Origin of the sequence: Gordonia jacobaea (genome assembly GCF_965344965.1) — a bacterium.
Lineage (GTDB): Bacteria > Actinomycetota > Actinomycetes > Mycobacteriales > Mycobacteriaceae > Gordonia > Gordonia jacobaea.
Genome location: NZ_CBDRLS010000003.1, coordinates 709,453 through 723,491 on the forward strand (window position 1 = coordinate 709,453; position 14,039 = coordinate 723,491).

Sequence of the window (14,039 nt, forward strand, 5' to 3'; positions counted from 1 at the left end):
CCACGCAGCCGACAATTACGACGCGTCCACCAGACGCTTTCGGCTACCGTGAATCCCGTGAGCATCCGACGCCGGGGTTCGACGTGTCAGTACCGCCCAGCTCGATCTCGTTCGCCGGTGCGACTGCTCGTCGCCTCCTTGGGCGCTGCGTGTGTCGTCATCCTCGCCGCCTGTGGTGCGAGCACAGACTCATCATCGCGGGAGGTCGACCCGGGCGTGCTGGTCGGCAAGAACTACTCGTCGACGTCGGTGACCGGTACACCGATTCCCGGCGGCGGGCCGATGCAGGTCTCGTTCCCCGAAGCCGGGCGAATCTCGGCAACGGCCGGCTGCAATCGCCACAACGGTGCACTGACCTTCGTCGACAACGCGTTCCGCACCGACAAGCTGGCCACCACGATGATGGCGTGTCCCCCGCCGCGTGACGGTGCAGACAAGTGGCTGAGTGATTTTCTCTCCGACTCGGTGACCTGGGATCTGGAGGGAACCACGTTGACGCTCACGCACGGCTCGACGAAAGTCGTTCTGACCGAGAGTTCTTCACAGAGCTGACGTGTGCGGCACGTCAGACACAAGTCGACCCGTCACCCACAACGAGACAGGAAACCGAAGATGACAGACACCACTCCAGTGGTCGTCACCGTGACCGGCGCCGCAGGCAGCATCGGGTACGCCGCCGTGTTCCGCATCGCCGCGGGCGACATGCTCGGGCCCGACCGCCCGATCAAACTCCGCCTCCTCGAACTCCCCCAGGCGGTCTCCGCGGCGCACGGCACGGCGATGGAGTTGCAGGACGGCGCGTTTCCGCTACTGACCTCCGTCGACATCTTCGACGATGCGCGTGCAGCATTCGACGGCACGGACTTCGGGCTCCTCATCGGTGCGAAACCGCGCTCCAAAGGCATGGAACGAGCGGACCTGCTGTCGGCGAACTCGGCCATCTTCGCCGAGCAGGGCGCTGTCATCAACGACGTCGCGGCCGACGACATCCGCGTCATCGTCGTCGGCAATCCGGCGAACACCAATGCGGCGGTCGCCGCGGCGAGCGCGCCCGACGTCCCCGCCGAGCGATTCACCGCACTGACACGTCTCGACCACAACAGGGCCATCGCGCAACTCGCGGCACACACCGGAGCCCCGGTGCGCGACATCAGCAGGGTGAGCATCTGGGGTAACCACTCGGCAACGCAGTACCCCGACATCTTCCACGCGCGCATCGGTGATCGAAGTGGCGCCGACGTCGCTGCCGACACCGACTGGCTTGTCGACGACTTCATCCCGACCGTCGCCGCCCGAGGCACCGCCATCATCGAGGCACGGGGCGCGTCCTCGGCGGCGTCGGCCGCCAATGCGGCAATCGATCACGTGCGCGACTGGGTACTGGGTACCCCCGCCGACGACTGGACGTCAGCCGCGGTCAGTTCTCCCGGTGCATACGGAGTTCCCGAAGGCCTGATGTGCTCGTTCCCCGTCCGATCGGTCGACGGCGCGTGGCAGATCGTCGACGACCTCGAGATCAACGAGTTCTCGCGCGCCCGAATCGACGCCTCGGTTGCCGAATTGCAGTCAGAACTCGACGCGGTCGCCGCACGGCGCTGACGCAGGGACCCCAATACGTCTCCTGTTGGTCACTCTTGCCCGCCCAATCGTTCACGGCAGCTTAAACTTCCGACATGTCAAAGAAGTCGACGTCGAAGAAATCGAAGTCCGCCGAGCCCAAGCAGAAGAAAATCCCCAACAAGGTGTACGAGGCGGAACTCTTCCGACTGCAGACCGAAATGGTCAAACTGCAGGAGTGGGTACGCGAAACGGGTGCGCGCGTGGTCGTGATCTTCGAGGGGCGCGACGCCGCCGGTAAGGGCGGCACCATCAAGCGCATCACCGAGTACCTCAGCCCTCGGATCGCGCGCGTGGCCGCGTTGCCCGCCCCCACCGATCGTGAGCGCGGCCAGTGGTACTACCAGCGCTACGTCGCGCAACTGCCCGCTCCCGGCGAAATCGTCCTGTTCGACAGATCCTGGTACAACCGTGCCGGAGTCGAAAAGGTGATGGGCTTCTGTACACCCGAAGAACACACCCGCTTTCTCCGACAGACCCCGATCTTCGAGCAGATGCTGATCGACGACGGAATCATCCTGCGCAAGTACTGGTTCTCGGTATCCGACGACGAGCAGCTGCGCCGGTTCCGCTCGCGAATGAATGACCCTGTGCGGCAGTGGAAGCTGAGCCCGATGGACCTGGAGTCCGTCTACCGGTGGGAGGACTACTCGCGCGCGAAGGACGAGATGATGGTGCACACCGACACCGCGCTGAGCCCCTGGTTCGTCGTCGAATCCGACATCAAAAAGCATGCGCGACTCAATATGATGTCGCACCTCCTCTCGACCATCGACTATCACGAGGTTCCGCGCCCGCAGGTCTCGCTGCCGAAGAAGCCGATCGAGAGCGGGAACTATCATCGCCCGCCGCGCTCGTTGTCGAAGTACGTTCCTGATCACGTCGCAGAACTCATCGGACCCAGTGACTGATCAAGACGGCGACTGATCAACACCGGCGCCTCACCAAAAACACCGGTGACTGACCCGACCGCGCCTGCGTAGCATGAGGCGCGATGTGGATTGGTATCGCTGAATTCGACTTCCTGCTCGGTGACGTGCACTCGCTCAAGACGAAACGCTCGCTTGTCCGCCCGTTGATCGCCGAGTGCAAACGACGTTTCTCGGTGTCGGTCGCAGAGGTCGACCATCTCGACGCCCATCGACGCACCACGATCGGGGTGTCGCTCGTCGCCGCCGATCGGGGGCATGTCGTCGACATCCTCGATTCGGTGGAGCGGTTCGCGGCGGCGCGCCCCGAGGTCGAGTTGCTGTCGGTGCGCAGACGCGAACTGTCGTCCACCGACATCTGACAGGTGCGCGGACAGCACTGATTCAGCTGTCGGGCACTCCCGCCTTCACCACTCCAGCCTCGACAGCGACGACGCGATACGCGGCCGCGAGGGTGTCGACGGTTTCGTGTGCGTTGAGTCCGCTCGGGTTGGGCACCACCCACACCCGGGCGGTGCCCCATCGTTCGGCCTGCTCGCCCGGGTGTGCGTGGCGATCGCCGAATGCGGCGCGGTAGGCGGTGATACCGGCAACGGCCACGACCGCAGGACCGATGTGTTCGACCCGCGCGCGCAGGCGTTCGCCGCCCGCGACAAGTTCTGCCTTGTCGAGTTCTGCCGCTGTCGCCGTTGCCCTTTCGACGACGTTGGTGATCCCGACGCCGGCGCCGATGACCTGCTCGCGATCTGCATCACTCATCCCGGCCGACGCGTCGACAACGTGGTCTGTGATGCCCGCTCGGTACAGCGCGGGCCAGAATCTGTTGCCCGGTCGGGCGAAATGCGCGCCGGTTGCCGCGCTCCACAGACCGGGATTGATACCGACGAACAGCAACCGGCACCCCGGCCCGATGAGGTCGGGAACCAGCCGATCGCTACACGCTGCCAGTTCGGCTTTGGTGAAGCCCATCTGCCAGACGCTACGCGCGTCGTCTCCCGGCGCGCTTGACCTGATGCCCGCGGGCGCATTCGATGAGTAGATGAGCACTGACGACGCGCCAGCTCCCTCACTTCCCCTCCTTGTCGTCGACGCCGCCAATGTCGTCGGTTCGGTTCCCGACGGTTGGTGGCGGGACCGTCGAGCAGCGACCGAACGTCTCCTCGACTCCGTGGCCCCCCTCGCCCCCACCGGCGTGCCGGGTTTGCCCGGTCCCATCGACATCACGGTGGTCGTCGAGGGACGTGCCCGCGGAGCCGCCGGTCGGCCGGGAGTGGAAGTCGTCGAGGCACCGGGATCGGGCGACGACGCCATCGTCGACGTGGTGTCGGAAAACCGTGACAGGCGGGTCGCGGTGGTTACCGCTGATCGCGGATTGCGTTCTCGGGTAGAGGCTTTGGGTGCCGAGACCATCGGCCCGCGGGTGATCCGAGAGGGTGCCTGACCGACACCGACGCAGCGGGTATCAACCGCGCCGTGCCTACGATGGGATACGAGCACGCCGAACTGAACGCCCGTCCCCGATCAAGGAGTGTGCACGTGGCACGAACCGTGGCCGACAACATCATCGAGACGCTCGACCGATCCGGAGTACGGAGGGTCTACGGAATCCCCGGCGACTCGTTGAACGGATTTACCGACGCATTACGCAAGGATCAACGGCTCGAATGGGTCCACGCGCGCCACGAAGAAGGTGCCGCATTCGCCGCGTCGGCGGAGGCGACACTGACCGGCGAACTCGCGGTGTGCGTCGGTAGCTGCGGGCCGGGCAACCTGCACCTGATCAACGGTCTGTTCGACGCTCAGCGCAGTCGCGTTCCGGTGCTCGCGATCGCTGCACACATCCCCGCCGCCGAGATCGGCAGCGGGTACTTCCAGGAGACCCACCCCGAGCAGTTGTTCGTCGAGTGCAGCGACTTCTGCGAAATGGTCAGCACCCCAGCACAATTGCCACGGTTGCTCGACATCGCGATCCGCACCGCCGTCGAACGACGAGGTGTCGCCGTTCTGGTGATCCCGGGCGAGATCTTCCTCGAGAAAGAGCATCACCGTCAGGGCGGCGCGCCGATCCGCGCCATCGACAGGATCGTCCGCCCCACCGACGCCCAGTTGCAGGACGTCGCGGCAGCGCTGAATGCCGCCGAAAAGGTCACCATCCTGGGTGGCGCGGGTGTTGCCGGTGCGCACGACGCCGTCGTCGAATTGGCGGGAGCCCTGCAAGCCCCGGTTGTCCACGCGCTGCGCGGCAAGGAGTTTCTGGAGTACGACAACCCGTACGACGTCGGGATGACCGGACTGCTCGGCTTCAGCTCGGGGTATCGCGCCATCGAGAAATGCGACACCTTGTTGATGCTGGGCACCGACTTTCCGTATCAGCAGTTCTTTCCCTCCAAGGCGACGATCATCCAACTCGATATCCGCGGCGAGCAGATCGGTCGACGCACACCGGTCGACGTCGGGCTTGTCGGATCCGTCGCCGACACGATCCCGGCACTGTTGCCACTCATCGACCGAAACCGCAGCTCGGAGCATCTGACTTCGTCGCGTGAGCATTACGTCAAGGCACGCGGGTCGCTGAACGATCTCGCCGTGAACGACGGCAAGACACCGATCCACCCGCAGTATCTCGCAAAGCTGCTCTCCGACCACGCCACCGACGACGCCGTGTTCATCCCGGACGTCGGCTCACCGGTCGTCTGGGCGGCGCGATACCTCGAGATGAACGGGAAGCGGCGGCTGATCGGCTCCTTCACGCACGGGTCGATGGCAAACGCCGTCTCGCAGGGAGTCGGCGCGCAGGCGAGTTTCCCCGGACGGCAGGTCATCGCGATGGCGGGCGACGGCGGCCTCGCCATGCTGCTCGGCGAGTTGCTGACGCTCACGCAGAACGCGCTGCCGGTCAAGATCGTCGTCTTCAACAACTCGTCGCTGAACTTCGTCGAGTTGGAGATGAAGGCTGCGGGGTTCGTGAGCTTCGGAACCGACCTGGAGAACCCCGACTTCGCCGCGTTGGCTCGTGCGATCGGCATCAAGGGTGACCGCGTCGAGAATCCAGGCGACCTCGACTCCGCGGTGCGCGAGTTCCTCGCTCACGACGGACCGGCACTGCTCGACGTCGTCACCGCACGTCAGGAGTTGTCGATTCCGCCAACGGTGTCGGCGGCGCAGGCCAAGGGGTTCACGCTATATGCGATCCGAACCGTTCTCTCCGGGCGCGGCGACGAACTGATGGACCTCGCCGAAACCAACGTCTTCCGCAGGCTCTTCGACTGACATCCGCGGCAGACACCGCCCTCAGTGCGGCACCTTGCTGAGGTCGGCGCGCACGAGCATCACGTTGTAGTCGCTCCAGCGCGAGGCGTTGAAGAACAATTCCGGCGACGACCCGACGACTGCGGGCGAGCGCGGTTGGATCATGGGTCCGTACAGGACGACAGCGCCCGGCTCCACGAGGTAGGTCGGGGCACTCCACGGACCTTCTGGTCGATCCGCTGTGCGGATGCGAATTCCGTTGTCTCCGTCGAGCATCATGTACTTGTTCAGGTACGGACTCCACGCCACCGACAGCTCCGTGACGGGCGCGGGAACGACGATCGCCGATCCGTCGTCGGGAATGTCAGCGATGTGGTCGACCCACTGACGATCGCGACCTGCCCAGTACTTGTATTTGGTCACGTCGAGGATTTCGGTCGGCTTGAACCGTGCGAGGAAGCCTGCGCCGAATCGTCCGTTGGGCGTGCCGAATTGGTACACGTACTCGTCCTGCGCGCCGTGCCCGCGCACGTAGGCGTTCTGCTGGAACTTTCCGTTGTTGGGCTCCGCGGGCGGCAGGTCGAACGGAAGTGCCGCGGCCACTGGCGAATTCACGAGGATGGTGTCGCGATCGACCGTCCAGTTCTGACCGTTGTCGTCAGAGTGGGCGACGGCCGAGTAGTTGGTCACCCAGTGCCCCGCTGAACCCCACGATCGCACCGACATGAAGTTGATGTACTGCCGATACCCCGAGCCCCATGGCAGCGAAATCGCAGCGGTGGGGATGGTCGTCGTCTCGATGGGACTGACACCGAGTGCTGAAATCAGTTCGCGGGCATAGGTGGGGCGTGCGGCGTCGACGGGACTCCCGGACTGCACATCTCCGGGGATACCGGGCGGGACGCTCACGCCGTCGTCGAACTTGGTGTCGCGGGTCCGCATCAGCGTGTTGTGTCGCCACTCCTGACCGACTACGTTGCAGTCGCCGAAGGTGTCGCCGAACGCCATCAGCGTCTGCCCGGAGCCGTTGTCCCAGGAGATTCCGAGATCGGTGCCGCTGATCGTGAACCGGTTGAAGGTGCTGTTGATGCTGCGCGGCCCGGTCACCCACGACACCGTGCGGGCGCGTGGCGTGACGTAGATGGGCAGTGGCCCCTGGGTTCCGAGGCCCGGTCGCGCGCCGGACGAGCCAGAACCCGAACCCGAGCCCAGCGAGCCGGTCCCCAGGGAGCCCGTTCCGCCCAGAGACCCGGATGCGCTGCCGAGATCGGGAAGCGAGCCGTTGCCCACATTTGCGCACGGCGCCGCGGTCGCACGTCCCTCACCGGAGACGAGAAAAGCGCCTACGGAAGTCGCCACAAGCGCCGCGGTGACGAGTCTGCGTGCACCCGCTCGGGTTCGGAGCATGGTCGACGGTCCTCTCGATGAACGGTCCGACTGTGAGTCGGTGGCACCACGTCCGTCACCCTGTGTGACAGATGTGATTCAAGAGGCCAGTGTGACGTACGAGTATTACCGTTCACTCGCAGGCATGGTCACGATCACGTTTCGGCGCGCGAGAATTCCGACGCTCGGGTGACCTGTTCTGCGGTCAGCACCCGGCCGGTGTACTTCTCGAACTGCGCCGCCGCCTGTAGTGCGATGACCTGCGCTCCGGTGATCACGGGGGTCCCTGATGCCGACGCCGCGCGGATCAGCGGCGTCTGGTCGGGCAACGCGACGACGTCGAACACGAGATCAGCAGCGGCGATCGCGTCGTCGTCGAACGACTGCACGTCCTCGTCGGCACCTCGCATGCCGAGCGGAGTCACGTTGACCAGGATCTGCGGTCCCGGAGCCTGCTCGGTATCCGCCGCACGGTAGCCGTACTTCGCTGCCAACTCCTGACCGGCCGCAGCGTTGCGAGCCCACACCGTCAGATCGTCGAAGCCTGCGCCACGGAACGCCGCAACCACGGCTTTCGCCATTCCGCCAGATCCCCGCACCACCACCGACGACGCAGGATCGATGTCTGCGATGAGTGTGGCCACCGCCTCGTAGTCGGTGTTCGACGCCCTGAGGTGGCCGTCGTCGTTGACGATCGTGTTCACGGAGTCGATCGCTGCCGCAGACTCCTCCACCTCGTCGACAAGCTCGATCACGGCTTCTTTGAACGGCATCGATACCGAACACCCGCGAATGCCGAGCGCACGAACACCACCAATCGCGCCGTCGATATCGGTGGTGGTGAATGCCTTGTAGATGTAGTTCAGGCCGAGTTCGTCGTAGAGATAATTGTGAAACCGCGTGCCGATGTTCGACGGCCGCGCGGCGAGCGAGATGCACAGGGTCATGTCCTTGTTGAGAATCGGCATGCGTGCCACGCTACGGCCCACGGCGCCACTCAGACCGACCGAACGACGATGTGACAGCACTACGAGTCGCGTCGTAGCCTCGTCGTTAGTCGCACTGGGACATCAGGAGGTCGATTCTGTGGGCTGGAACACATATGTGGCACTTGGTGATTCGTTCACGGAGGGGGTTGGCGATCCGGATCCCACCCGCCCCAACGGGTTACGCGGATGGGCCGATCGTGTCGCAGAACAACTCGCCGTCGACAACCCGTCGCTGCGCTACGCCAACCTCGCGATCCGTGGCCGCCTGCTCGATCAGGTGCTCGACGAGCAGATCGACCGCGCCATATCGCTGCAGCCGGATCTGATCACGATCTACGCGGGCGGGAATGATCTGATGCGTGGTTCGGTCGACCTCGACGCGATGATGTCCCGCTACGAGGCAGCGCTGGCCAGACTGCTCTCGACAGGTGCAACTGTCGTCGTGTTCACCGCGTACGACGCAGGCTGGGCTCCCATCTTCCGGCTCACGCGCGGCCGGAGCGCGATCTACAACGAGCTGCTGCGGGCGATCGCTGAGCGCCAGGGTGCGCGCATCCTCGATTTCTGGCGGCTGGCGGGATACGACGACTATCGGATGTGGGATTCCGACCGACTGCACATGTCGTCGCTCGGACACACACGCATGGCAGCCGAGGTGCTCGAGTTGATCGGCGCACCGCACAGCATCGACGTGCCCCCGTTGGCGCCACTCCCCGTGCCGACACGTGAGCAGCGTCGGCGTGACAACGTCGAGTGGGCGCGCACTTTTCTCTATCCCTGGCTCATGCGTCGCGTTCGTGGGGTGTCGTCAGGTGACAGCATCAGTCCGCGGTGGCCGGAGCCGGTCGTCGCTGCCGAAGCGCTCGGTGATGTCAGCGCCGAGCCAGCAACAACGGGATGATGTGGTCGGCGAGCAGCGGCGCCAGCGGGATATCCGTCGACGCGATGTCGATCCACTGAAGCTCTGCGATCTCGGCGGCAGGCGCGTCGACGCGGACGTACGGATGCTCGAACACCGTGGCTCCGACGAGATGACCGACCTCGTTGGCGGCGTCGGCGCGAAACACGCCCAGTTCGACGAGGTCGTCGGCGCGTAGCTCGACCGCCAGTTCCTCCCGGGACTCGCGCAGCGCCGTACGTCGACGATCCTCCCCCGGCTCGGGCTTACCGCCGGGCAGCATGAATCTGACGGCTCCCTTTTTCCGGACCGTCAACAACCGACCGTCGTCGTCGCGGATGACGACCGCAGCAACCGTGATGACCGGGGCGAGCCCGCCGGGCGACGTCATCGGCTCGTCGGGCTCACTCACGCTGTGACGTAAGCCGCGTCATTTGCCGAAGCCCGCGTCGCGCAGCGCCTGTGCCATCGATCCGTTGATCGGCTGGGATTCCCGCCGATCTCGCCCCTTGCCGTCACGTCCCTTACCCCCGCGCGGTTGACCGCCACGAGCCTGCCCGTTGCCTGCACGACCTCGATCGGAGCGGCCGTCGTTTCCGCCGCGTCCGTTCGCCGCCCCGCCACGAGGGGCTTGGCGCGAATCCTGACCGGTGCGGGCGTCGTTGCGCCGCGCGCCGCGATCGCCGCCCGGTGTGCGCACCTCGTCGTCGAGTCGAAGACTGAGGCCGATGCGCTGCCGATCGACGTCGACCTCCACGACCTTGACCTTGACCACCTGGCCGGACTTGACCACCTCGTGCGGGTCGGAGACGAACCGATTCGCCATGGCCGACACGTGGACCAGCCCGTCCTGGTGCACCCCGACATCGACGAATGCGCCGAACGCAGCGACGTTGGTGACGACACCCTCGAGGACCATGCCGGGCTGGAGGTCGGAGACCTTCTCGACGCCCGCGGCGAAAGTCGCGGTGGTGAAGGCCGGGCGCGGATCGCGTCCCGGCTTCTCGAGCTCGCCGAGGATGTCGGTGACCGTCGGCACGCCGAACCTCTCGTCGGCGAACTCCGCGGGCTTCAACGACTTCAGCGAGCGCTCGTCGCCGATGAGTTCTGCGAGTTCGAGGCCTGTGCGGTCGAGGATGCGACGCACCACGGGATACGCCTCGGGATGCACGCCGGACGCGTCGAGCGGGTCGTCGCCGTCGGTGATCCGCAGGAATCCCGCGCACTGCTCAAATGCCTTGGGCCCCAATCGAGGAACCTCGAGCAGTGCCCCGCGACTGCGGAAGCGACCTGCGGCATCCCGATGTCCGACGATGGCTTCGGCGAGTGCCGGGGTAACACCGGACACTCGGGCCAACAGCGGCACCGACGCGGTGTTGAGGTCGACGCCGACTGCGTTCACCGCGTCCTCGACCACCGCGTCGAGGCTGCGCGCGAGCGTGCCCGGCGTGACGTCGTGCTGATACTGGCCGACGCCGATCGACTTCGGGTCGATCTTCACCAGCTCCGCGAGGGGATCCTGCAGGCGGCGCGCGATCGACACCGCACCTCGGATCGAGACGTCGAGGTCGGGTAGCTCACCCGACGCGTACTCCGACGCCGAGTAGACCGACGCTCCCGCTTCGCTCACCGTTGCCTTGATCGGCGGCCGCGTACCCGAGGCCGAGATGTCCGAGATCAGCTCGGCGGCAAGAGAATCCGTCTCCCTCGACGCAGTACCGTTTCCGATCGCGATCAGTTCGACGCCGTGACGTGCTACCAATGCGGCCAACGTCGCCTTCGCTGTGTCCCACTGCTTCTGCGGCTGATGCGGATAGATGGCGCACGAATCGAGCACCTTTCCGGTGCCGTCGACCACGGCGACCTTGACGCCGGTACGGAACCCCGGGTCGAGACCGAGAGTGGTGCGGTTACCCGCGGGTGCCGCCAGGAGCAGGTCTTTCAGGTTCTTCGCGAACACCGCGACAGCGTCGTCCTCGGCACGCTGACGCAGACGGACCCGAGCGTCGACGGCCGTAGAGATCATGAGTTTGGTACGCCATGCCCACCGCACGGTGGTGGCCAACCAGGTCGACGCCGCGCCGGTCCCGGACAGGTCGACACCGAGACTCGCCGCGACCATCGCCTGATAACCCTCGTCGTCGCCGCCGGTGAAGTCGACGGCGAGCACGCCCTCCTTCTCACCGCGCAACACGGCGAGGACCCGGTGCGACGGCATCTCGTCGAGCGGCTCCGCGAAGTCGAAGTAGTCGCGGAACTTCTGTCCCGCAGCGCTTTTCGCGATCTCCTCCGAGCGTGGGGCGCTGGCGCACGATCCCTGTCGCCAGAACGTCTCGCGCACCTCGCCGACGAGTTGTGCATCTTCACTGGCCCGCTCGATGAGGATCTGTCGGGCACCCTCGAGCGCCGCAGCGGAGTCGGTCACCGCGTCGGAGACGAATTCGGCTCCGGCGACGGCGGGGTCGAGTGATGGATCGGCGAGCAATCGGTCGGCGAGCGGTTCGAGACCTGCCTCGCGGGCGATCTGCGCCTTGGTTCGGCGCTTGGGCTTGTACGGCAGGTAGATGTCCTCGACGCGCGACTTGGTCTCCGCGGCCAGCAGAGCGTTCCGCAACTCGTCGGTGAGTTTGCCCTGCTCCTCGATCGAGGCGAGCACGGCGGCCCGTCGTTCGTCGAGTTCACGCAGGTAACGCAGCCGTTCGTCGAGCAGGCGCAGTTGCGCGTCGTCGAGCGAGCCGGTCACCTCCTTGCGGTAGCGCGCGATGAACGGGACCGTCGACCCCTCGTCGAGGAGTCTGACCGCCGCGGCTACCTGATGCTCGCCGACCTGGAGTTCGTCCGCCAGGCGCGCGTTGACCGACTTGATTCCGGAAACCGTCTCGGATGCACTCGAAGTCACTCGGAGCACCCTACCGAAGCGCGCTGACAACGATCTGTGCGGTGGATGTGCGTGTCGTCGACCGCATCGCCGCGGATGCGGTGCGCGTTTCGGTCCCGCACCGCCGGGACCAGCCGTAAGATCGGCCGGTGGGGGTCGCCGCCGGCCGGTCCGTTACCGAGAATCGAGTGCCTCATGGGATTCCTGATCGGCTTCTCCCCCTGGATCATCTACTGGATTCTGGTAGGCAACACCTCGTTTCGCGTCGCCGTGATCGTCGCGCTCTGCCTGGCCGTGCTCGCTGTCGCGGTGCAGCGGCTGCGTAAACAGCCCTGGCACACACTCGAGGCCGGCGCCGTCCTGGTTTTCGCGATGTTCACCGTCCTCGCCTTCACCGTCAGCGACTCGTTTCTGGAGCGCTGGCTACAACCACTGGGCAACGCCGCGATCTTCCTCATCGCCCTCGTCGGCATGGTGATCGGTCGACCCTTCGTCCGCGAGTACGCGCGTGCGTCGGTCACCGACGACGTCGCTCGGAGCGACGGATTCCGCGTGATCACCTCTGCGATGACGTGGATGTGGATCGCGGTTTTCGGAGTGATGACCGTGGTGTCGCTGATCCCGCCCCTCGTACAGGGCGACGCGACGATCCGCGACGGCGCGTCGACGTTGTCGATCGTCTGCTACTGGGTTGTGCCGTTCACGCTCCTGGGTGTCGCAGGCACCGTCTCCGGGGTCTTCCCCGCGTGGTTCTCGTCGCACACCGACGCGATCGGCAAGCGACAGGACGCGACGCGTCCGGGTGATCCGGTCGCCCAGCCCGACGCTCCCGCTGACGTGCAGGATCCTCGCGTCGTCGTGCGCGCGTCGTCGACCAGCCGTCACGACGAACCGTTCTCCATCGGCGTCGACGCCGCCGGCATACCCGACCTCACGGTGTCGGTGTCCGGCCAGGATCTCTTCGGCAGACTCTGGCGCTGGCAGGGCCGCCTGGCAGGCACAGGACAATCCGTCGACGACATTCTCTGGGCCATGGCATTCACCGGCGAACCCGACCGCGCCGACCTATTCGTTCCTCCCGCAGAACCATGGCAGCTCCGCATCGAGGCGAGCGGAGGTCAGCATCGCTCCATCGTGACGCGACTCCGGTACGCGACAGCTCCCGGCGTCAGCGTCAGCGAGGTCGACGTCGACGGCAGACCGGGCCTTCTCGCACTGCCCGCCGATGGCCACGCACGACGCGCGGTGGTCTGTTTCGGTGGTTCGGAGGGTGGGTACGACTCGCAGCGGGCGACGATCTGCGCACTGGCGTCGCGGGGTTTCGTCGCCCTTGCCTACGACTGGCTCGACGCGGACCCGGAAGCAGTTCCGGTGTCGGGCATTCCGCTCGAACGCTTCGCCACCGCGATCTCATGGCTGTCGCGGCGGCCCGAGGTCGATTCGAGCGACGTTGCCGCACTGGGCATTTCCCGCGGGGCCGAAGGGGTTGCGGCCACCCTCGCACGCGAACCGGACCTTCCCGTCGGCGCCCTGGTCCTGTTGAGCCCGAGTTCGGTGACCTGGCAGGCGATCGGCGACGGCGGCGAGATACCCGACACGTCGTCGTGGAGCTATCGCGGCCAACCGTGCCCGTACGCGCCGCTGCCGAGCGGGGTCCTCATGCCCCAATTGGTCAGCAACGCATGGCATCTCTCGCGAGATGTCGCGCGCAGCAAGCCGACGTTGCTGAGGTTGGCCCCCGCATACAGTGCGGGACTCGACACCATGTCACGCAAACGCACGCACACCACCGGTGCTCTCATCGCGTCGGAGAACATCGCCTGCCCGATCCTGTGCGTGAGCGGCTCCGACGATCACCTCTGGCCGTCGGAACAGATGGCTGATGCACTGCTCGGCAGGCGTCAGTCCCAGTCCGACACGCACATCCGCTACGACGGCGCGGGCCACCTGCTGCGTCCTGGTCTCTACCCTGCACAGGTTCAGGTGGTCGGCGGCATCGACCTCGGTGGCCGGCCTCGTGAACACGGCATGGCCTGCCTCGCGCTGACGGACGAGATCACCGAATTCCTCGACGCCGCCCCTGCGTGACCCCG

Annotated in this window: 13 protein-coding genes; 8 read left to right on the forward strand and 5 right to left on the reverse strand. The window is 65.9% G+C overall.

Annotated features, from left to right (window positions below; genetic code table 11):
* Positions 1–57 precede the first annotated feature (57 nt).
* The 4 genes from ACRVY7_RS13860 (at position 58) to ACRVY7_RS13875 (ending at position 2,908) form a co-directional block, all read left to right on the forward strand.
* Positions 58–552 carry an META domain-containing protein gene (locus ACRVY7_RS13860; RefSeq protein WP_431817456.1) on the forward strand — a complete coding sequence of 165 codons (495 nt, stop codon included), beginning with the start codon at positions 58–60 and terminating at the stop codon, positions 550–552.
* Positions 553–612: 60 nt separating this feature from the next.
* Positions 613–1,599: a malate dehydrogenase gene (locus tag ACRVY7_RS13865; protein WP_431817457.1), complete on the forward strand. Its 987-nt coding sequence runs from the start codon at positions 613–615 to the stop codon at positions 1,597–1,599.
* A gap of 74 nt (positions 1,600–1,673) precedes the next feature.
* Complete coding sequence (gene ppk2, locus ACRVY7_RS13870) at positions 1,674–2,528, forward strand: polyphosphate kinase 2 (protein ID WP_049700699.1); 855 nt, start codon at positions 1,674–1,676, stop codon at positions 2,526–2,528.
* 83 nt (positions 2,529–2,611) lie between these two features.
* Positions 2,612–2,908, forward strand: a complete 297-nt coding sequence (locus ACRVY7_RS13875; RefSeq protein ID WP_049700700.1) for a DUF503 domain-containing protein — start codon at positions 2,612–2,614, stop codon at positions 2,906–2,908.
* A 22-nt stretch (positions 2,909–2,930) separates the two neighbouring features.
* Here the strand turns inward: ACRVY7_RS13875 and mug are convergent, their stop codons facing one another.
* Positions 2,931–3,515 carry a G/U mismatch-specific DNA glycosylase gene (gene mug, locus ACRVY7_RS13880; RefSeq protein ID WP_064867689.1) on the reverse strand — a complete coding sequence of 195 codons (585 nt, stop codon included), beginning with the start codon at positions 3,513–3,515 and terminating at the stop codon, positions 2,931–2,933.
* A 70-nt stretch (positions 3,516–3,585) separates the two neighbouring features.
* Here mug and ACRVY7_RS13885 point away from each other — a divergent pair, with 70 nt between their 5' ends.
* Positions 3,586–3,987 carry a PIN domain-containing protein gene (locus ACRVY7_RS13885; RefSeq protein WP_049700701.1) on the forward strand — a complete coding sequence of 134 codons (402 nt, stop codon included), beginning with the start codon at positions 3,586–3,588 and terminating at the stop codon, positions 3,985–3,987.
* A 95-nt stretch (positions 3,988–4,082) separates the two neighbouring features.
* Positions 4,083–5,816: a ubiquinone-dependent pyruvate dehydrogenase gene (gene poxB, locus ACRVY7_RS13890; RefSeq protein ID WP_049700758.1), complete on the forward strand. Its 1,734-nt coding sequence runs from the start codon at positions 4,083–4,085 to the stop codon at positions 5,814–5,816.
* Positions 5,817–5,837: 21 nt separating this feature from the next.
* Here poxB and ACRVY7_RS13895 read toward each other — a convergent pair whose 3' ends face one another.
* Together ACRVY7_RS13895 and ACRVY7_RS13900 are read right to left on the reverse strand one after the other, a co-directional pair.
* Positions 5,838–7,202: a glycoside hydrolase family 183 protein gene (locus ACRVY7_RS13895; RefSeq protein ID WP_431817458.1), complete on the reverse strand. Its 1,365-nt coding sequence runs from the start codon at positions 7,200–7,202 to the stop codon at positions 5,838–5,840.
* A gap of 134 nt (positions 7,203–7,336) precedes the next feature.
* Positions 7,337–8,149 carry a shikimate 5-dehydrogenase gene (locus tag ACRVY7_RS13900; RefSeq protein ID WP_064870074.1) on the reverse strand — a complete coding sequence of 271 codons (813 nt, stop codon included), beginning with the start codon at positions 8,147–8,149 and terminating at the stop codon, positions 7,337–7,339.
* Positions 8,150–8,267: 118 nt separating this feature from the next.
* On the opposite strand from ACRVY7_RS13900, the gene ACRVY7_RS13905 reads away from it, so the two are divergent.
* On the forward strand, positions 8,268–9,071 hold the full coding sequence (locus ACRVY7_RS13905; protein WP_064867701.1) for an SGNH/GDSL hydrolase family protein: 804 nt from the start codon (positions 8,268–8,270) through the stop codon (positions 9,069–9,071).
* On the opposite strand, the gene ACRVY7_RS13910 is transcribed toward ACRVY7_RS13905, so the two are convergent.
* Together ACRVY7_RS13910 and ACRVY7_RS13915 are read right to left on the reverse strand one after the other, a co-directional pair.
* A complete protein-coding gene (locus tag ACRVY7_RS13910) occupies positions 9,043–9,459 on the reverse strand; it encodes an NUDIX hydrolase (protein ID WP_431817528.1) in 417 nt (138 codons plus the stop codon). The two genes, ACRVY7_RS13905 and ACRVY7_RS13910, sit on opposite strands and share 29 nt — an antisense overlap.
* 39 nt (positions 9,460–9,498) lie before the next feature.
* Positions 9,499–11,967, reverse strand: coding sequence for a Tex family protein (locus ACRVY7_RS13915; protein WP_431817459.1), 2,469 nt, complete (start codon positions 11,965–11,967; stop codon positions 9,499–9,501).
* Between the two features lie 174 nt (positions 11,968–12,141).
* Here ACRVY7_RS13915 and ACRVY7_RS13920 point away from each other — a divergent pair, with 174 nt between their 5' ends.
* Positions 12,142–14,034, forward strand: coding sequence for an acyl-CoA thioester hydrolase/BAAT C-terminal domain-containing protein (locus ACRVY7_RS13920; protein ID WP_431817460.1), 1,893 nt, complete (start codon positions 12,142–12,144; stop codon positions 14,032–14,034).
* Positions 14,035–14,039: the final 5 nt, after the last annotated feature.

Excerpts from the sequence above, each read along its gene's own strand:
- ACRVY7_RS13865 (WP_431817457.1), top strand. The coding sequence starts at position 613 with ATGACAGACACCACTCCAGTGGTCGTCACCGTGACCGGCGCCGCAGGC.
- ppk2 (WP_049700699.1), top strand. The coding sequence starts at position 1,674 with ATGTCAAAGAAGTCGACGTCGAAGAAATCGAAGTCCGCCGAGCCCAAG.
- ACRVY7_RS13875 (WP_049700700.1), top strand. The coding sequence starts at position 2,612 with ATGTGGATTGGTATCGCTGAATTCGACTTCCTGCTCGGTGACGTGCAC.
- mug (WP_064867689.1), bottom strand. The coding sequence starts at position 3,515 with ATGGGCTTCACCAAAGCCGAACTGGCAGCGTGTAGCGATCGGCTGGTT.
- ACRVY7_RS13885 (WP_049700701.1), top strand. The coding sequence starts at position 3,586 with ATGAGCACTGACGACGCGCCAGCTCCCTCACTTCCCCTCCTTGTCGTC.
- ACRVY7_RS13895 (WP_431817458.1), bottom strand. The coding sequence starts at position 7,202 with ATGCTCCGAACCCGAGCGGGTGCACGCAGACTCGTCACCGCGGCGCTT.
- ACRVY7_RS13900 (WP_064870074.1), bottom strand. The coding sequence starts at position 8,149 with ATGCCGATTCTCAACAAGGACATGACCCTGTGCATCTCGCTCGCCGCG.
- ACRVY7_RS13910 (WP_431817528.1), bottom strand. The coding sequence starts at position 9,459 with ATGACGTCGCCCGGCGGGCTCGCCCCGGTCATCACGGTTGCTGCGGTC.
- ACRVY7_RS13920 (WP_431817460.1), top strand. The coding sequence starts at position 12,142 with ATGGGATTCCTGATCGGCTTCTCCCCCTGGATCATCTACTGGATTCTG.